13 protein-coding genes are annotated in these 14,157 nt (G+C 47.9%); 7 read left to right on the top strand and 6 right to left on the bottom strand.

Features of this window, described 5'->3' with window-relative positions; all coding sequences use genetic code 11:
• Nucleotides 1–98: 98 nt before the first annotated feature.
• The 4 genes from EFB08_RS22505 to EFB08_RS22490 all read left to right on the top strand — a co-directional run bounded on the left by EFB08_RS22505 (nt 99) and on the right by EFB08_RS22490 (nt 3,906).
• Nucleotides 99–1,646 carry a hypothetical protein gene (locus EFB08_RS22505; RefSeq protein WP_123129242.1) on the top strand — a complete coding sequence of 516 codons (1,548 nt, stop codon included), beginning with the start codon at nt 99–101 and terminating at the stop codon, nt 1,644–1,646.
• 212 nt (nt 1,647–1,858) lie between these two features.
• Nucleotides 1,859–2,458, top strand: coding sequence for a hypothetical protein (locus EFB08_RS22500; protein WP_125077836.1), 600 nt, complete (start codon nt 1,859–1,861; stop codon nt 2,456–2,458).
• A 51-nt stretch (nt 2,459–2,509) separates the two neighbouring features.
• Nucleotides 2,510–2,965 (top strand): hypothetical protein, encoded by a 456-nt coding sequence (locus tag EFB08_RS22495; RefSeq protein ID WP_123129240.1) that lies wholly within the window; start codon nt 2,510–2,512, stop codon nt 2,963–2,965.
• 236 nt (nt 2,966–3,201) lie between these two features.
• Nucleotides 3,202–3,906, top strand: a complete 705-nt coding sequence (locus EFB08_RS22490) for an SGNH/GDSL hydrolase family protein (protein ID WP_227006441.1) — start codon at nt 3,202–3,204, stop codon at nt 3,904–3,906.
• 386 nt (nt 3,907–4,292) lie between these two features.
• On the opposite strand, the gene EFB08_RS22485 is transcribed toward EFB08_RS22490, so the two are convergent.
• Nucleotides 4,293–5,363, bottom strand: coding sequence for a glycoside hydrolase family 43 protein (locus tag EFB08_RS22485; RefSeq protein ID WP_123129238.1), 1,071 nt, complete (start codon nt 5,361–5,363; stop codon nt 4,293–4,295).
• 343 nt (nt 5,364–5,706) lie between these two features.
• Here EFB08_RS22485 and EFB08_RS22480 point away from each other — a divergent pair, with 343 nt between their 5' ends.
• From EFB08_RS22480 to EFB08_RS22470, 3 genes are all read left to right on the top strand, one after another.
• Complete coding sequence (locus EFB08_RS22480; protein WP_123129237.1) at nt 5,707–6,135, top strand: SRPBCC family protein; 429 nt, start codon at nt 5,707–5,709, stop codon at nt 6,133–6,135.
• Nucleotides 6,136–6,324: 189 nt separating this feature from the next.
• Nucleotides 6,325–7,905 (top strand): DUF4394 domain-containing protein, encoded by a 1,581-nt coding sequence (locus EFB08_RS22475; protein ID WP_123129236.1) that lies wholly within the window; start codon nt 6,325–6,327, stop codon nt 7,903–7,905.
• Between the two features lie 228 nt (nt 7,906–8,133).
• Nucleotides 8,134–8,994, top strand: coding sequence for a bestrophin family protein (locus EFB08_RS22470; RefSeq protein ID WP_123129235.1), 861 nt, complete (start codon nt 8,134–8,136; stop codon nt 8,992–8,994).
• A 142-nt stretch (nt 8,995–9,136) separates the two neighbouring features.
• Here EFB08_RS22470 and EFB08_RS22465 read toward each other — a convergent pair whose 3' ends face one another.
• The 5 genes from EFB08_RS22465 to EFB08_RS22445 form a co-directional block, all read right to left on the bottom strand.
• Nucleotides 9,137–9,529: a hypothetical protein gene (locus EFB08_RS22465; protein ID WP_123129234.1), complete on the bottom strand. Its 393-nt coding sequence runs from the start codon at nt 9,527–9,529 to the stop codon at nt 9,137–9,139.
• Entirely contained in the window at nt 9,510–10,010 is a 501-nt protein-coding gene (locus tag EFB08_RS22460) for a Panacea domain-containing protein (protein WP_123129233.1), read from the bottom strand. Before EFB08_RS22460 ends, EFB08_RS22465 begins: the two co-directional genes overlap by 20 nt.
• 249 nt (nt 10,011–10,259) lie before the next feature.
• Complete coding sequence (locus EFB08_RS22455) at nt 10,260–10,799, bottom strand: GAF domain-containing protein (protein ID WP_227006440.1); 540 nt, start codon at nt 10,797–10,799, stop codon at nt 10,260–10,262.
• Nucleotides 10,800–11,032: 233 nt separating this feature from the next.
• Nucleotides 11,033–11,569: a YceI family protein gene (locus EFB08_RS22450; protein WP_123129232.1), complete on the bottom strand. Its 537-nt coding sequence runs from the start codon at nt 11,567–11,569 to the stop codon at nt 11,033–11,035.
• A 241-nt stretch (nt 11,570–11,810) separates the two neighbouring features.
• Complete coding sequence (locus tag EFB08_RS22445) at nt 11,811–13,961, bottom strand: FUSC family membrane protein (protein WP_123129231.1); 2,151 nt, start codon at nt 13,959–13,961, stop codon at nt 11,811–11,813.
• Nucleotides 13,962–14,157 lie beyond the last annotated feature (196 nt).

Below are 14,157 nucleotides of genomic sequence, written 5' to 3'. Positions count from 1 at the left end.
AACCGAAAAACTATTTTTGCCTGATCTACTATTTCTAAGCCACTCTTTTTTATTTATATCAATCTGAAAATCAATATTTTAACTCTCTTTCGCTTACAATGCCTAACCAAAATATTGACCCTATTTTTCAATTGATAAAATCGCTTACTCCTTCAGAAAAGAGGCACTTCCGGCTTTTTACCAACAAAAGCGGCTCCAGCGAGGACCTTAAGTTTCTGCAGCTCTTTGATGCCCTGGACCAGCAGGAAACCCTGAACGAGGAGAAAGTTCTGAAGCAGGTGCCCAGCATCAAGAAGGCGCAGCTAGCCAACCTGAAGAACAACCTCTATAAGCACCTGCTTTCCAGCCTCCGGACGTTTCATGCGCCCCAGAACCTGGACATTCAATTGCACGAGCAACTGGATTACGCGCGGGTTCTTTATAATAAAGGCTTCTACCAGCAGAGCCTGAAAATGCTGGACAAGGTGAAAGTGGCAGCGCTGGAGTATGAGTTACCGCACATCGCACTCACGGCCATTGACTTTGAGAAGCTGATTGAGAGCCAATACATCACCCGCAGCCTGAGCGGCCGGGCCGAGAGCCTGACCCAGGAGGCTACCGCCGTGTCCACGCACATTTCTCAGATGCACCGGTTGTCTAATGTGGCGTTACGTCTGTATGGGCTGTACCTGAAAGTGGGTTTGGCCCGGAACCAGGAAGACTACAATTCCATTTCGGGCTTCTTTCGGGAAAACCTACCCGAAACGGACCTCCGCCGTGCGGGGTTTTATGAAAAGCTGTATTACCACCAATCGCATGTGTGGTATTACCTCATGACCCAGGATTTCAAGAACTGTTACCGCGCCGCTCAGAAGTGGGTAGATTTGTTTGACGAGTACCCGCACATGAAGGAGCGGCGGCAAGTGCTGTACATCAAGGGCATGCACAACCTGCTCAATTCGCTGTACAACATCCTGTACCATTCAAAATTTGTGAAGGTGCTACAGCAATTGGAAGACTTTGCCGCAGACCCCGCTCGCCGGTCAAACCCCAACGTAGACACGCTGCTGTTTCTTTACATCTACACCAATAAGATCAACGGCTATTTTCTGGAAGGCAAGTTCACGGAGGGCTTGCAGGTGATTCCAGGGGTCCTCAAGAACCTGGAAGGCTTTCAGGCCCAGCTGGACCCGCACCGCATGCTGGTCTTCTACTACAAAATTGCCAGCCTCTACTTTGGCTCAGGCGATTTCAAAAAGGCCATTGAGTACCTGAATAAAGTCATTCATCACCAGAACACCAGCCTGCGCGAAGACCTGCAGTGCTTCGCGCGTATCCTGAACCTGATTGCCCACTACGAAGCCGGTTACGATGACGACACCCTGGATTACCAGATCCGGACGGTGTACCATTTCCTGGGCAAAATGGACAACCAGCAGCAAATGCAGGTAGAGATTTTCAAGTTCCTGCGCTCTGTTGGTAACATTGCGCCTTACCAATTGAAGGATGCCTTCATTACCCTTAAAGAAAAGCTGATTGCCATTTCCCAAAACCCCTACGAACGCCGACCTTTTATGTATCTGGACATCATCTCATGGCTGGAAAGCAAAATTGAGAACGTACCCGTGCAGGAGATCATGCGCCGGAAGGCAGGCAGATTGAAGTAAGATAAGCAGCGAGTTTTAGACCTATTTTTAGGAAAGTGGACCTGAAAAGGTTTGATGTTGTTTTCCTTGATGAATAGGAAATAGTATATAGTATATTCGACAGTCCAGTTACGGTTATCCGTCGATTGAGACAGTGAACCGTATGTTTAGATAGAAATATGCTTGATAACTGTGGGTGTTCCGTTTATCCGGTAGTTGAGAGCAATTGAAATATGAAAAACTTACTAATCCTTATTTTTGCTCTTTCCTGCACTTACTCCTTCGGATGCAGTTGCGCAACACCAAGAACCAAGGAAGAAATAACAAGAATGATTAATAATGCCGACATAGTTGTAGAAGGTACTCCTCTTTCGGTAATTGATAAAAATAAAGTTTTGAGAGAAAGTGGGAACTTAAAGAAAGAAGGAACCAACATATTGTTTAGTGTCACTTCAGTTATCAAAGGTGACTTGAATCAGAAGGTTATAGCCCTAAACCAATGGGGGTTGGGGAATTGCACAGAGCTATACAAAATGGGCAATCAATATTTCATCTTTGGTTATGAGGTCAAAGGATTTCGCAGCAAAAAGAAGGAATATAATAGCAAAATAAAATCTAATAATACTCCACCACCACTGCCTGGAGAAAAAATTGACAAGAATGGAATACTCACAACTTTGAATTACGACAAAGAAGAAACTGATTATTGGGGAAAAATATTAAAAAATTACAGAGTATTTACAACAAGTTCTTGTTCAACTTTTCATCCAGATTCAGAATTCACAAAAACAGTTAAAAAACAACAACTCTCAACAAGAGCTAAAAAGCATTAAAACGCTTTTTAGCAAAACGTTGGCAGTAACCAATAAAATACAAAGTATAAAATGAAGAAAGAAAAGATTAGCAGTGGCTTTGCCGTTTTGGCGCATGCTATGGTGCTACTTTTCTTTATTCCTTTATGCTTGTTCTTGCTTTATATTATCATTACCAAAAACCTCAGTTTAGAAGGGATAGGATTCCTGTCAGCTTTCTTCATCCCAAGTATTCTTATTGTAAGATATGCTTTCTCTTATGCCGACTTGTACTTGGAAGGTAATACTTTAATAGTTAAAAAATTGTTTGGTGTAAAGGTTAAACCAATAGCCGAGTATAAAACAGTAGAAGAAGCTATTATGCCTTTGAAATATTGTCTTAAATTTCAAGACGGCAGTAAAGCGTATTTTGCCCTAACCAGTTCAAGCAAGTTTCGACACATTTTAAGTTTAGACCCTGATAAGGCTTTATTGGAACTAAGGTTGAAGTTTCAGGAATTAAAGCAGGAATATTCAATTAGAAAATAAAAGAATGGCAACTGCCAACAAGGTATAAACATTATGCTTCGGTCGACGGCCTCGCACGTTTTGTATACGAGACCGTTGGCAGGATTACATGCAATAAGTATTAGCAAATAAAAAGAACTACCCACAATAATAATTTGAACGCTTAATATATTATTAATCATTAATCCAACCACAGACGGCGTCTGGAACCTATTTTTGAAGTTCAAACTAACCACCCCCTTCTTATGCGGAGCAGCATGAATTATTTGGTTGCCTTATGTCTTTTAATTTCAACCAATGTCTTTTCACAAAACAGGATTGAGAAGTTACCCCTTGAAAAATCCCTCAACCATGGAAAATCGGTAGCAGTCTTCGGCGGCTCTGTTTCTGTGATTCCTGAAAGTGATAGCGCCAAGAATATGTGGCAAAAATCCTTAGGAATGGCCATTACAAATTACGGTGTTTCTGGTGCTGGCTTTTCTTCCTTACAGGGAAAATCTATTCAAAAGCAGGTAGATGAGGCCGGGGTATTTGACATCTATATCCTCTGGGCTTCGACGAATGATTATACAAACCATAGGGACATTGGATCTTACACAGACTATACCGAATTTGATGGTTATGACAAGAAGAAATTATCCACCCAGGCAGGAGGGATTAACTACTGCATTAAAAGGATCTATGAGATAAACCCTCGTGCAATCATTTACTTCTTCACCTCAAGCAAAGCCTTCAATGATCGGGGTGGATATGATCCGTCTCATGCAAAGGGGATGAACGATTATGTTGAGATGCAAAAGAAAATCTGCTCGCTTCACGGAATTCCTGTTCTTGACCAGTTCCTTTTGGGCGGCTTTAATATCTACAACAAGCATTTATATTACCGCGACACAATCCATATGAATGCACTAGGATATAAAAAACTGGGCGAACTACAGGTATCGTTCCTTGCTTTCCCTTAGTTAGTTATGCTTTGAATTTACTAGCAGATAAAGCCTTTCACACGACAGTGTATTTAGTTAATAACCCAAGATAGCTGTAGTCATAGAGGTAATATCTTTTTGTAATTTAGCAGAACTGAAGCCCGGAGCCTGCTATTATTTTCACCTTTAGCTTTAGCGTACATTGATTAGTAATATGAATCAAGAAGGGTTTCTATTACAACTTTTTACGGAAGGAAAAAACAAAGAAATTTGCAATGAATTTAGCCTTCCGAACACCCTAATTTTTATTCTTCTCCGCTGGCTCTAAAAATGAATTTTTAAATAAAACGACTGTGGCTTAGAGGAGACACCTCTAAGCCACAGTCGTTTTATTTAGAATAGAAGCCTGAACAAGGCTTCGCAGTTTATCTCTTCCTCGCTTTTTTAGCCTGTTTTCCCTTTTTCAGAGCCATTTCATTGTCATCCAATTCCTGACCAAAATCAGGCATGCCGTCTTTCGTCCATCTCAGCACCCGGGCACGGGTGTGGCGGTTGGGGTCGTACAGGGGTTCGCCGTTGATTTCTTTGTAGTCGCGGGCATGGTAAATCATCACGTCGGTTTTGCCGTCTTCGGCCACAATGAAGCTGTTGTGTCCCGGGCCGAAGCGCTTGAGGCGTTCATTTGTGTAGAAAACCGGCTCGGGTAACTTGTGCCAGGAGGCAGTATCCAGCAGGTCGGCACTCTCCTCTGCCCAAAGCAGTCCGAGGGCGTAGTTCGCATCGGTGGCGCTAGCTGAGAAGGTCACGAATACTTTCCCGTTCCGGATGATCACGGCCGGAGCCTCGTTCACCCGGTGCCCTTGTGTTTCCCAGGCATGTTCTGGGCTGGAGATCACCACCTGTTTGTCATCCAGGGTGGTTGGGCTGGTCATTCTAGCGATAAAAAGGCTGGTGTTCGTCAACTTGGCCGGAGCCCGGTCCACCCAAATCATGTACCGTTGGCCCTTATGTTCAAAAGTGGTAGCGTCCAGGGTGAACTGGTTCGGGCTGCTTACAATCTCCCCTTCCTCTTTCCATTCGCCCTTCGTAGGATCTGCTGAGGCATTGGACAAGGCATATTTGCGGATGGCCCATTTATCCTCCACCGATCCGGCGGCAAAGTAGATGTACCATTTCCCGTTTATTTGATGCAGTTCAGGCGCCCAGATGTGGTTGCCCATGGCCCCTTTCTCGTGCTTGCGCCATACCACCACCGGTTGCGCCTCCTTTATGCCATTGATGGTGTTTGACCTCCGGATCTCCAACCGGTCATACTCCGGCACAGTGGCCACAAAGTAGTAGGTGCCATCGGTGGTTTTCCAGACATGCGGGTCTGCCCGTTGCACCGCCAAGGGGTTGTTGAATTGGTTTTTCTTCAGCTTTTGCGCATTTGCGGCTGTTCCGCCTAAAAGAAGCGTCACGGCCAGGAGGAATTTTAAATGTTTAAGGGGTTTCATATGGTTTGTTTGCGTTGCTGTACTTAAACAGAATGAGCTTAATTTTCTTGTTTAAAGATAAGCGTACTTTTTACATTTATTACCATTTGTCTCCACCCTTTCCTCCTTTGGCTTCATTGACTTAGTAAACTACCTCTCTTTTAGAACCCTTTCAGAGGGATTAGGGTAGAATTACGGATAAGGTAGCCATTTGCTTGAAAGTAGTACCTTAGAGGAAGAGATAACAAGCTACCACCTCTCAAACAGGCGGCAGGGCATCTATTCAAAGTCGAGCAATTGCCCTATTCTAGGGACGAAATCTGTAAACTAAGACCTAACCTCTGTAAACTAAGACCTAACCAATATGGAACAAACCCCCATCATCATAGAGCAATCACTATCGGCACCAGTTGAGAAAGTTTGGGCCGCCCTTACTGACAAAGACCAGATGAAACTTTGGTATTTTGACTTAGCAGAGTTCAGACCCGAAGTGGGATTTAGGTTTGAATTTACGGGTGGCACCGTGGAAAACCGGTACCTGCACCTGTGCGAAGTCACCGAGGTAGAAGAAAACTCAAAGTTAACCTACAGTTGGCGATACGACGGGTATGAAGGAATTTCCTATGTGACGTTTGACCTATTCCCCGAAGGAGCTTCCACTACCCTGAAACTCACTCACTCTGGTTTGGAAACCTTCCCCCAAGACAACCCAGATTTTGCAAAGGCTAACTTCGTGGAAGGCTGGAACCACATCATCGGGATCTCACTGCCAGAGTACCTGGAGAAGGATTGAGGCCTTTGATTTATCCCTAATTTCCTGAAATGGCCTCTAAAACAAGCAAGAATTGTCTTATCCTGATTGCCTTCAAAATCTTAAAGCAAACCAACTAAAAAAATGCTCAACTAATCTAAAAAAGCAGAAATCCGGTCTCCTGAAGCACTTCGTAGGTCCTGTTATCCAATAACTTAGACCTATACACAAATGAAAAAAACTAACCACCTCCTTTTCTGGGCTACCGGCCTGCTTTCCTTCTCCACCCTGTTCACTTCCTGTACAGAAGATGTTCTGGAATCTCAGGAAGAACTGAACGCTACTGCGCTCCAGGAAGCGAGAGTTCAGAACGACCTTACCTTCTATGCTCTAACCAACAATAACCAACTGGTAAAGTACAGCACCTGCGGAAGGATACAGGAAGCGGGTGCTGTCAGCATTATGGGCCTGAGAAGCGGCGAAAGACTATTGGCTATTGATTTTAGACCGGCAACCGGGCAGCTTTATGGGGTAAGTAACCAAAGTTACCTGTATGTCATCAACCAGAACACCGGGGTTGCGACCCAGGTGGGTACTGCTCCCTTCTCTCCTGCCATTGACGGAACCCAGGTAGGGTTTGACTTCAACCCCACCGTTGACCGCATTAGGCTGGTCACAAATGAAACCCAAAATCTGCGCCTGAACCCAGAAACCGGGGCGGTGGTATCCATTGACGGGAGTCTGAACCCCGGCAACCCCGAAGTAGTGGCGGTGGCCTACACCAACAGCATGGCAGGGGCAACTTCTACCACCCTGTATGACATAGACGTAAAAACCGATAAACTCTATATCCAAAATCCACCCAATGCCGGTACCCTGGTGGAAGTAGGCCGATTGAATGTGCAGGCGGTGGGCGAAGGCGGCTTTGACATAGCCCCAGACAATTCCTTGGCCATTGCGGCTCTGTACGGCCGGGGCGGTGGCTCACAAAACCAGAAGGAAGATTCCAACGGAAACAAGTACCGGTTCTACACCATTGATCTTGCCACCGGCAAAGCCAGGAACCTAGGCAAAACAGACCGTACCATCATTGGGGTAGCCATTCCTACCAACCCAGTGGCCTATGGAGTAGATGCCAGTAACAATCTGCTCATCTTCAATCCTTATGCTGCAGCTACGGTTATTTCCAAACCCATTACCGGCCTGCAACCCGGCGAAAAAGTGTTAGGCATTGACATGCGTCCCGCCACTTCGCAGCTCTACGCCCTGGGCAGTACCAACCGGATCTACACCGTTAACCTGGCTTCTGCGGCGTTCACCGCCGTGGGCGAACCTTTTACCCCTGCCCTATCTGGCAACTTCTTCGGGTTTGATTTTAATCCCATCGTAGATAGGATTAGGGTGGTGAGCAACACCGGCCAGAACCTAAGGTTGAACCCTATAACCGGCATGGTAGCCGCTGTAGACGGCACGTTAAAACCCGGTACTCCCATGGTAGATGCCAGTGCGTACACCAACAATTTTGCCGGGGCCACTACTACCGCTTTGTACAACATTGATTTTGGGGGAGATGCCCTTTACCTGCAAAACCCACCTAATACCGGAACCCAGGTATTGGTCGGTAGCCTTGGCATCGCTACGGGCCCAAACAACGGCTTTGACATTGGCGGCGTAAGCGGCAGGGCTTTGGCCTTGCTTCAGACCGGAGGGTCTTCCGGTATCTATAGAATCAACCTGACCACTGGAAGGGCAACCAAAGTATCTTCTTTAGCCAAAACTCCCTTAAGCTTCGCCTTAGGATTAGGCTTTTAATCGCGTAGATTCTTCTTTTCATCCGTGGGTCCTGTCATTTCTTCTTGGCAGGACTCACTTTTTTTGTCTCCTGAAAATAGGCTTCTTTTGGGAAATCGCCCAGAAAGCAGAAAACCCGCCATCAAGTCTTTTTTGTAAACCCGAAGGTGCCTTACATTCCTTTCTATCTTTACGGCAAAGGATAAGTAATTTATTTTAATTGGCCTTCACCTTAGGAGCGCATTTGCCATGATCAATTACAACCCCAAAGACTGGTTCATCTTCATTTTCCGGTTTTCAAAGTCAGACACGTTTCGCCGGTTGTTACCGCTTTTGTTTGCGGTGGGGGTTTATTCTGGCACCATCGCCTACTTTGAACTGAACTATATCAAACTGGTCTCTTCAGATCATCTCAGGAATGTAGGGTTGATGCACAGTGTTTTGGGTTTCGTGCTTTCCCTGTTGTTGGTATTCCGGACGAATACGGCGTATGACCGCTGGTGGGAAGGCCGTAAAATCTGGGGCAGCCTCACCAACAGTTCCCGTAACCTGGCTTTGAAACTGCAGGCCAGCCTTCCCGATGCAGGTGACCGGCTTTTCTTCAGGAAAACAATTCCCAGCTTCGCCCTGGCTCTTAAGAATTCACTTCGGCAGAATGAAGAATTTCAGGACTTTGATCCCGTGCTGGATTTGAACCCCGAAGAACACATGCCCAACCAGATTGCTGCGGCCATGTACCAAAAGGTAAACCAACTGCACCAAACCGGCACCCTCACCTCGGGACAGTTGATGGTGCTGGATCAGGAAATCAGAACCTTCACCGAAGTCACCGGTGCCAGTGAGCGCATCAAGAACACTCCTATTCCTTTTACCTACAGCGTTTTCATCAAGAAATTCATCTTCTTTTATGTCATGACCTTGCCGTTTGGCTGGGCTTATAGTATGGGCTACTTTGTGGTTCCGGTGGTCATGCTGATTCTGTACGCCATGGCCAGCCTGGAACTGATTGCCGAAGAAATCGAAAACCCCTTCGGCACCGACGACAATGACCTTCCGCTTGATCAAATCTGCCTCAACATCAAGAAACACGTGGAGGAATTGCTGAAATAGGCGTTTCCCTTCGTCAGCCTTTGAAGGATGCACAAAGTGTTGTACCGGTTGAATTCTGCCAAATTAGAGCACAAAAAAGGAGAGCTGCCCGGCTCTCCTTTTTTGTGCTCGTTTTCTAAAACCAGCCTTAAAACATCCTTCGTTACGAAGGACCTGAACCTTCCACATTCTTGGTGAGATAGCGGGTAAGCAAACTACCTACGGCGCCGGACCCGGCGTATTTAGCCAGGTTGTCCAGTAAATCAATCTGCTCCTTGGTCAGCCATTTCCATTCTTCGGCAGCGATCAGGTGGAAGCCTCGTACGCCAATGCAGATCGCGATGATAACGCCCGCCACAATGATGTTGCCCTGAATGGCCCAGTGGATGATGGTTCTGGCTCCCTGTTCCCGCTGGTGCTCGCGTTTGCGGCGGTCGCTGGCAAACCACTCATCTTCTTCTTTGGCTTTTCGTAAGGCTGCCTGCGGCGGAGGTGATGCCCTGATGGCACCCAAGTCTAGGTTTGAGGAGGAGTTGCTAGGCTGACTGGGCTGCATGGGGGGCATTGACAAGCTTCTGGTAATACTCTTTTATGAGATCGTTGGGGATGATGACGTTGTTGCTGTGCTTTCCTTGGGTATCCCAGACCTTCTTCCAGGGCGTGTGGTCCTGGTGGGTCATGGCCGATAAATCAACGCCGGAGAACTGGCCGTACACTTCCCAGATCTTGTCCAGGAAAGGAACTAGCTCAGCGTCTGCGAGCGGCACGGAGCCTGTTTCGTGGGTAGCTCCCCCCGTGGTCGCCATCTGCCGGATGGCCTCGCCGCCGTAATCCTTGAAACTATAGTACACCGAGGGCACCACGGGGCCGTATTTCCAAGCTTCCACGGGTTCGGTGAGCAGCGGCTGCCCCGATAAGCCCAGGTACCAGCCATGCGCGATGTACACCAGTTTCACTAGTTTCATGTTGGTCACGGGTTCGCCGGTGTCAAATGACTTCTTGATAAAGTAATTGGCAATAGCGAGGGCATTTTCCATAAGGACAGGACAGGTATTTTGGTATTTTTAAAACGCAGCGGCAAAGGAAGAGGTTTGCCTAACGCCTTTACAAAAATATAAAGATAAAGCTGGTAAAACAAAGCCTACTCTGACTTTACTTCCTGAAAAGCAATAGGATAGCCATTCGCCTCTTTCTATCTCCAAACTACCTCAAAACGACAACGCTAAAAGCCTGTGCACCCCAGATGCACAGGCTTTTAGCGTTGTTTTAAGCAAAAGAGGCTTAAATCAATTGACAGAATTGTTCACGTATAATTGGCACCTCCAGAGGTCCAGTTCATCCATGACCAACTTGGCCATGTACTCCAGGGTTATCTGGTCATCCAGGGAAAAAGCCCTTGGTTCTTTGTCCACGATGCAGACCGATCCCAGATTATATCCGTCATAGGTGGTAATGGGCACGGCGGCGTAAAACCGAAGGCCAAACTCCCCGGCTACCAGCGGATTGGCCAGCAGGCAGGGCTCTTTCAGGGCATCTTCAAAAATGGTGGCTTCCGGGCGCATGATGGACAAAGAGCATAAACTAGCGCCCCGGTCTACCTGGCGTACTTCTTCCATGCCCACGTTTCCCTTAAACCAGACCCGCTCAGCATCCACAAACGAAACCAAAGCAATGGGCACCTTGAAGATGTGGGCTGCCAGGGCCGCGATGTGCTTAAACGGACCCTCGGTCTCAGTGTCTAGAATTTGGTAATCATGTAGCCTTTTTACCCTATCTGTGTCATTATCAGGAATTATCTCCACCCCGAATGTATTTTTTATTCCCATTCACGCTATAGCTAAACTACTGCTCCAGACAAGCAGTTTAGGACAGTACGTGCACATTACCACAAGGTTAACAGAAAATTAAAACATTGTAACGGAATAATCACAAGTGTCTCTTTTCCAAGACTCTGCTTAATATTAGGAAATGCCTCTATAAAGAACTCCAAAGGCGCCAAACAGAACAAGGAGCCTTTGTTAGTTGGCTCCTTGTTCTGTTTTAAGGAAGACGCAGGAAATTACCCCTGCTTCACTAACTGGATCTCGGCGTTCAACCGGATTTCATCACTAACCACCACGCTGCCCGCCTCAGTGACCGCATTCCAGGTAAGCCCGAATTCCTTGCGACTGATCTTTCCTCTTAAGGTGAAACCGGCCTTGGTTTGTCCGTAAGGGTCTACCACCATGCCCCCGAATTCAACCTCCAGGGTCAGGGGTTTGGTTGTGCCTTTGATGGTCAGGTCGCCGTGGAGCCGGGCAGAGTCTTCCCCCGTTTTTTCGTAGCGGTTGCCCACAAACCGGATTTCTCCGTGGGTATCGGCCTCAAAGAAATCCGCTGATTTCAGGTGGGTGTCGCGTTGTTCGTTGTTGGTATTGATGGAGTTCACATCGGCGGTGAAAATAATGCTGGTAGCCGTGGTAAAATCATCGGTCTCAGTTTCCATCTCGGCGTTGAAGGTCTGGAAATAACCGGTCACCGTGGTGATCATCAAGTGCTTTACTTTGAACTGCACTTCGCTGTGCATGGGGTCTGTAGACCATTTGATAGTTGCCATGGTAATGTGATTATGGGTTAGGTTTTGAGAAGCCGGAAATAACAATCCCTTCAAGGGCGCTGGGAAATACAGGTATCCACTTCATGTATATACATAAAAAAGGACGAACAGGTTAAACCCCTTCTGCCGTAAGCCTGTTTTAGGCCTATTTTTCGGAAAATACCCCTAAAGCCGACATCCTTTGGGGTAGCTACGTGTACTAGGTTTTACGGAAAGGAATCCGTTTAGAAGGCTTTCCTCCTTATTCCCCTTGAAGCTGATGCGCGATTTTAGTTAGGTCAGCGGCTACTTTCCTGATGAATTCCAGTTGCTCCAAAAGCAAAAGATCGTCTGAGGTAAGCTCGGTTTTTTCAGGAATCTCGGGTTCAATGGCTTGGGGACTGCTCTCCGGAACCTGCAGGCTGGGGTCTAGAGTGTGCAGTGTTTCGGTGAGGGAAAACAAGGCGCGCCGAAGCGCTTTCAGCATGCTTTTAGGATACGTGACGGGCTCCCGCTGCATTCTAACCGAGACGATGGTAGCAATGTAGGAAGAAAGGATATGGTTCAGGACCACAAACTGGTAGATTTCCTCGCGGTGCCGCTGCTTGCTTTTGGGTTCGGCGGCCATGCGCTGGAACGCAGCAGCCAGGTTACCCCCGCTCACATACACTTCCTTGCGGGCCAGTTTGTATTGCACCTCGGGCACCTCTTTTCCGGCCAGCCCGTCATGAAGCACCTGCAGGTATTTGAGGTTGGCCTGCACCATGCTTTTCAGGAACCGGCCTACCTGCTTTGATTCCCAGTTAGGAAACACAAAATACGTGGCCGCCAACGCAATGGCGCAGCCCACCACCGTGTCAATCACGCGTTCCTGCACAATGGTGAGGCCTCCGCCGCCCAGAAAACTGAACAGAATGAGCATGAACGGAGTCATGAGAATGACGCTCAGTTTATAGTTGATGCGCTGCACGCTGTAGAAGCCCGTCATGAACACCAGCAAAAACACAAACTGAAGCCTTTGGTCCGGAACCAGGTACAGAACCAACAGCCCCAAACCTCCGCCCACTAACGTCCCGATGACCCGCTCTTTGTTGCGTTGTTTGGTGAGGCTGAAAGCGGGTTTGAGCAGGAAGATGACGGTGAGCAGGACCCAGTAACTGTGCTGCCCATACGGGAACAACTTGGTGAGAATGTAGGCAAACAACGCCACCACGGCCACCCGCACCGAGAACCGGAACACCGAGGATTCCATGGTGAGGTTGCTCCAGAACAGCTTGGGGTCAAGGGTCTGGTGCGAGACAAACTGCGCGAACTCCAGGTTTCGGGTCTTCTGCCGCACATCGGGTTTGTTTTCTGAGTAGTACGACCTGATGTCTGACAGACGCTGTGAAATAGACCGGATATTCACCAAAATCTTCTTCAGTACCAGGTGGCCGGTATGCCCTACTTGTTCCTCCAGCGCATCGATGCGGGCTTTGAGGCGGTCCAGTTTTCCGGTAAAATCCAGCTTGGTTTTAGGCGATAAGTTGGCCTGAATGGCAAACCCGATGTTGTCCAACTCGTCGGCTAAGGCGGTGATCATGTCGGCGAACTCGGGCAGGATTCCGGTGGGTCCGTATTTCTCTCTGATATTACTGTAATCATAATGGATGGCGGTGACCTGTTCGTAGAGATCCACCAGGTCTACAAACGTCATCACCAGCGTGTGGCCGGTGGTAGTGGATTCCTTCATCATTTGCCGGCTTTTGAAGAGCAGTTCCCGCAGGGCATCCTGCTTTTCGCTGACCAGCACCTGCTGCGTAATTACTTTCCGGTAGCCCTCCTCCAGATTAGAGGAAGGCTGGTAGAAAGACGCTTTCAGCCGAAGGAAAACAGCCACTTCCCGGATGCACTCGCCCAACGCCTGTTGGGCCGGCCGATACGGCATGAACCGGTTGGAAAGCAAACTCAATACCATGTACCAGCTGCCCCCCGCCATGACCAGGCCGCTGTACTGCACCACTTGCATCGACTCCAAGGGCCGGTCCATGGTCAAAACCAAAATCAGCAACCCGGCCAACCCGATGAACGAGGCCCGCATACCGTACACCAGCAGCATGGAAAGCACAAAGCAACTCACCAGAATGGCCAGCCCCAGCGTGACCACGTGCATCCGCGCAAATCCCGTGACCAAAGCCATAAGGGTACAGATGCCCATGCAGATGAGCATGCCGTTGCGTTTGTGCAGCACCGGCCCCGGCGAATCTGCCAAGCTCACCCCAATGGCTCCCAAGGAAATGGTGACTCCCGTCTCAAAATGGCCCATCTGCGAAAACAGCAAAGAAGGCAGCAGCGCCGCTACGGTGGTGCGGATGCCGTCATAAAAGTTCTGGCTGAAGAAAAAGTACTGTAGCTCCCGGACTTTCCTGTTCATTCTTTGAGGTGTGACTGCGTGATGGGGTTCGTGGGTGAACACAAATGAATGCCTGAAAGTAATACGTTCTTCGCCCGCAAGAGCGCCGACCTTGTACCTTTGAGGAAATTCTTCTCGTTCACACCAGATGGTTTCGGGCTGCTTTTACGGAAAAAGCCTTCAAACAGACCAACAATTTAAAATGCCGAAGTACGTA

It is taken from the genome of Rufibacter latericius, from assembly GCF_003721515.1.
Taxonomy (GTDB): Bacteria; Bacteroidota; Bacteroidia; order Cytophagales; family Hymenobacteraceae; genus Nibribacter; species Nibribacter latericius.
The sequence above is the reverse complement of the archived record's forward strand: the minus strand, read 5'-3'. Positions and strand labels throughout refer to the sequence as shown.

Bases quoted from the DNA above. Each gene is read 5' to 3' on its own strand.
- EFB08_RS22505 (WP_123129242.1), top strand. From the start codon at position 99: ATGCCTAACCAAAATATTGACCCTATTTTTCAATTGATAAAATCGCTT.
- EFB08_RS22500 (WP_125077836.1), top strand. From the start codon at position 1,859: ATGAAAAACTTACTAATCCTTATTTTTGCTCTTTCCTGCACTTACTCC.
- EFB08_RS22495 (WP_123129240.1), top strand. From the start codon at position 2,510: ATGAAGAAAGAAAAGATTAGCAGTGGCTTTGCCGTTTTGGCGCATGCT.
- EFB08_RS22490 (WP_227006441.1), top strand. From the start codon at position 3,202: ATGAATTATTTGGTTGCCTTATGTCTTTTAATTTCAACCAATGTCTTT.
- EFB08_RS22485 (WP_123129238.1), bottom strand. From the start codon at position 5,363: ATGAAACCCCTTAAACATTTAAAATTCCTCCTGGCCGTGACGCTTCTT.
- EFB08_RS22480 (WP_123129237.1), top strand. From the start codon at position 5,707: ATGGAACAAACCCCCATCATCATAGAGCAATCACTATCGGCACCAGTT.
- EFB08_RS22475 (WP_123129236.1), top strand. From the start codon at position 6,325: ATGAAAAAAACTAACCACCTCCTTTTCTGGGCTACCGGCCTGCTTTCC.
- EFB08_RS22470 (WP_123129235.1), top strand. From the start codon at position 8,134: ATGATCAATTACAACCCCAAAGACTGGTTCATCTTCATTTTCCGGTTT.
- EFB08_RS22465 (WP_123129234.1), bottom strand. From the start codon at position 9,529: ATGCAGCCCAGTCAGCCTAGCAACTCCTCCTCAAACCTAGACTTGGGT.
- EFB08_RS22460 (WP_123129233.1), bottom strand. From the start codon at position 10,010: ATGGAAAATGCCCTCGCTATTGCCAATTACTTTATCAAGAAGTCATTT.
- EFB08_RS22455 (WP_227006440.1), bottom strand. From the start codon at position 10,799: ATGGGAATAAAAAATACATTCGGGGTGGAGATAATTCCTGATAATGAC.
- EFB08_RS22450 (WP_123129232.1), bottom strand. From the start codon at position 11,569: ATGGCAACTATCAAATGGTCTACAGACCCCATGCACAGCGAAGTGCAG.
- EFB08_RS22445 (WP_123129231.1), bottom strand. From the start codon at position 13,961: ATGAACAGGAAAGTCCGGGAGCTACAGTACTTTTTCTTCAGCCAGAAC.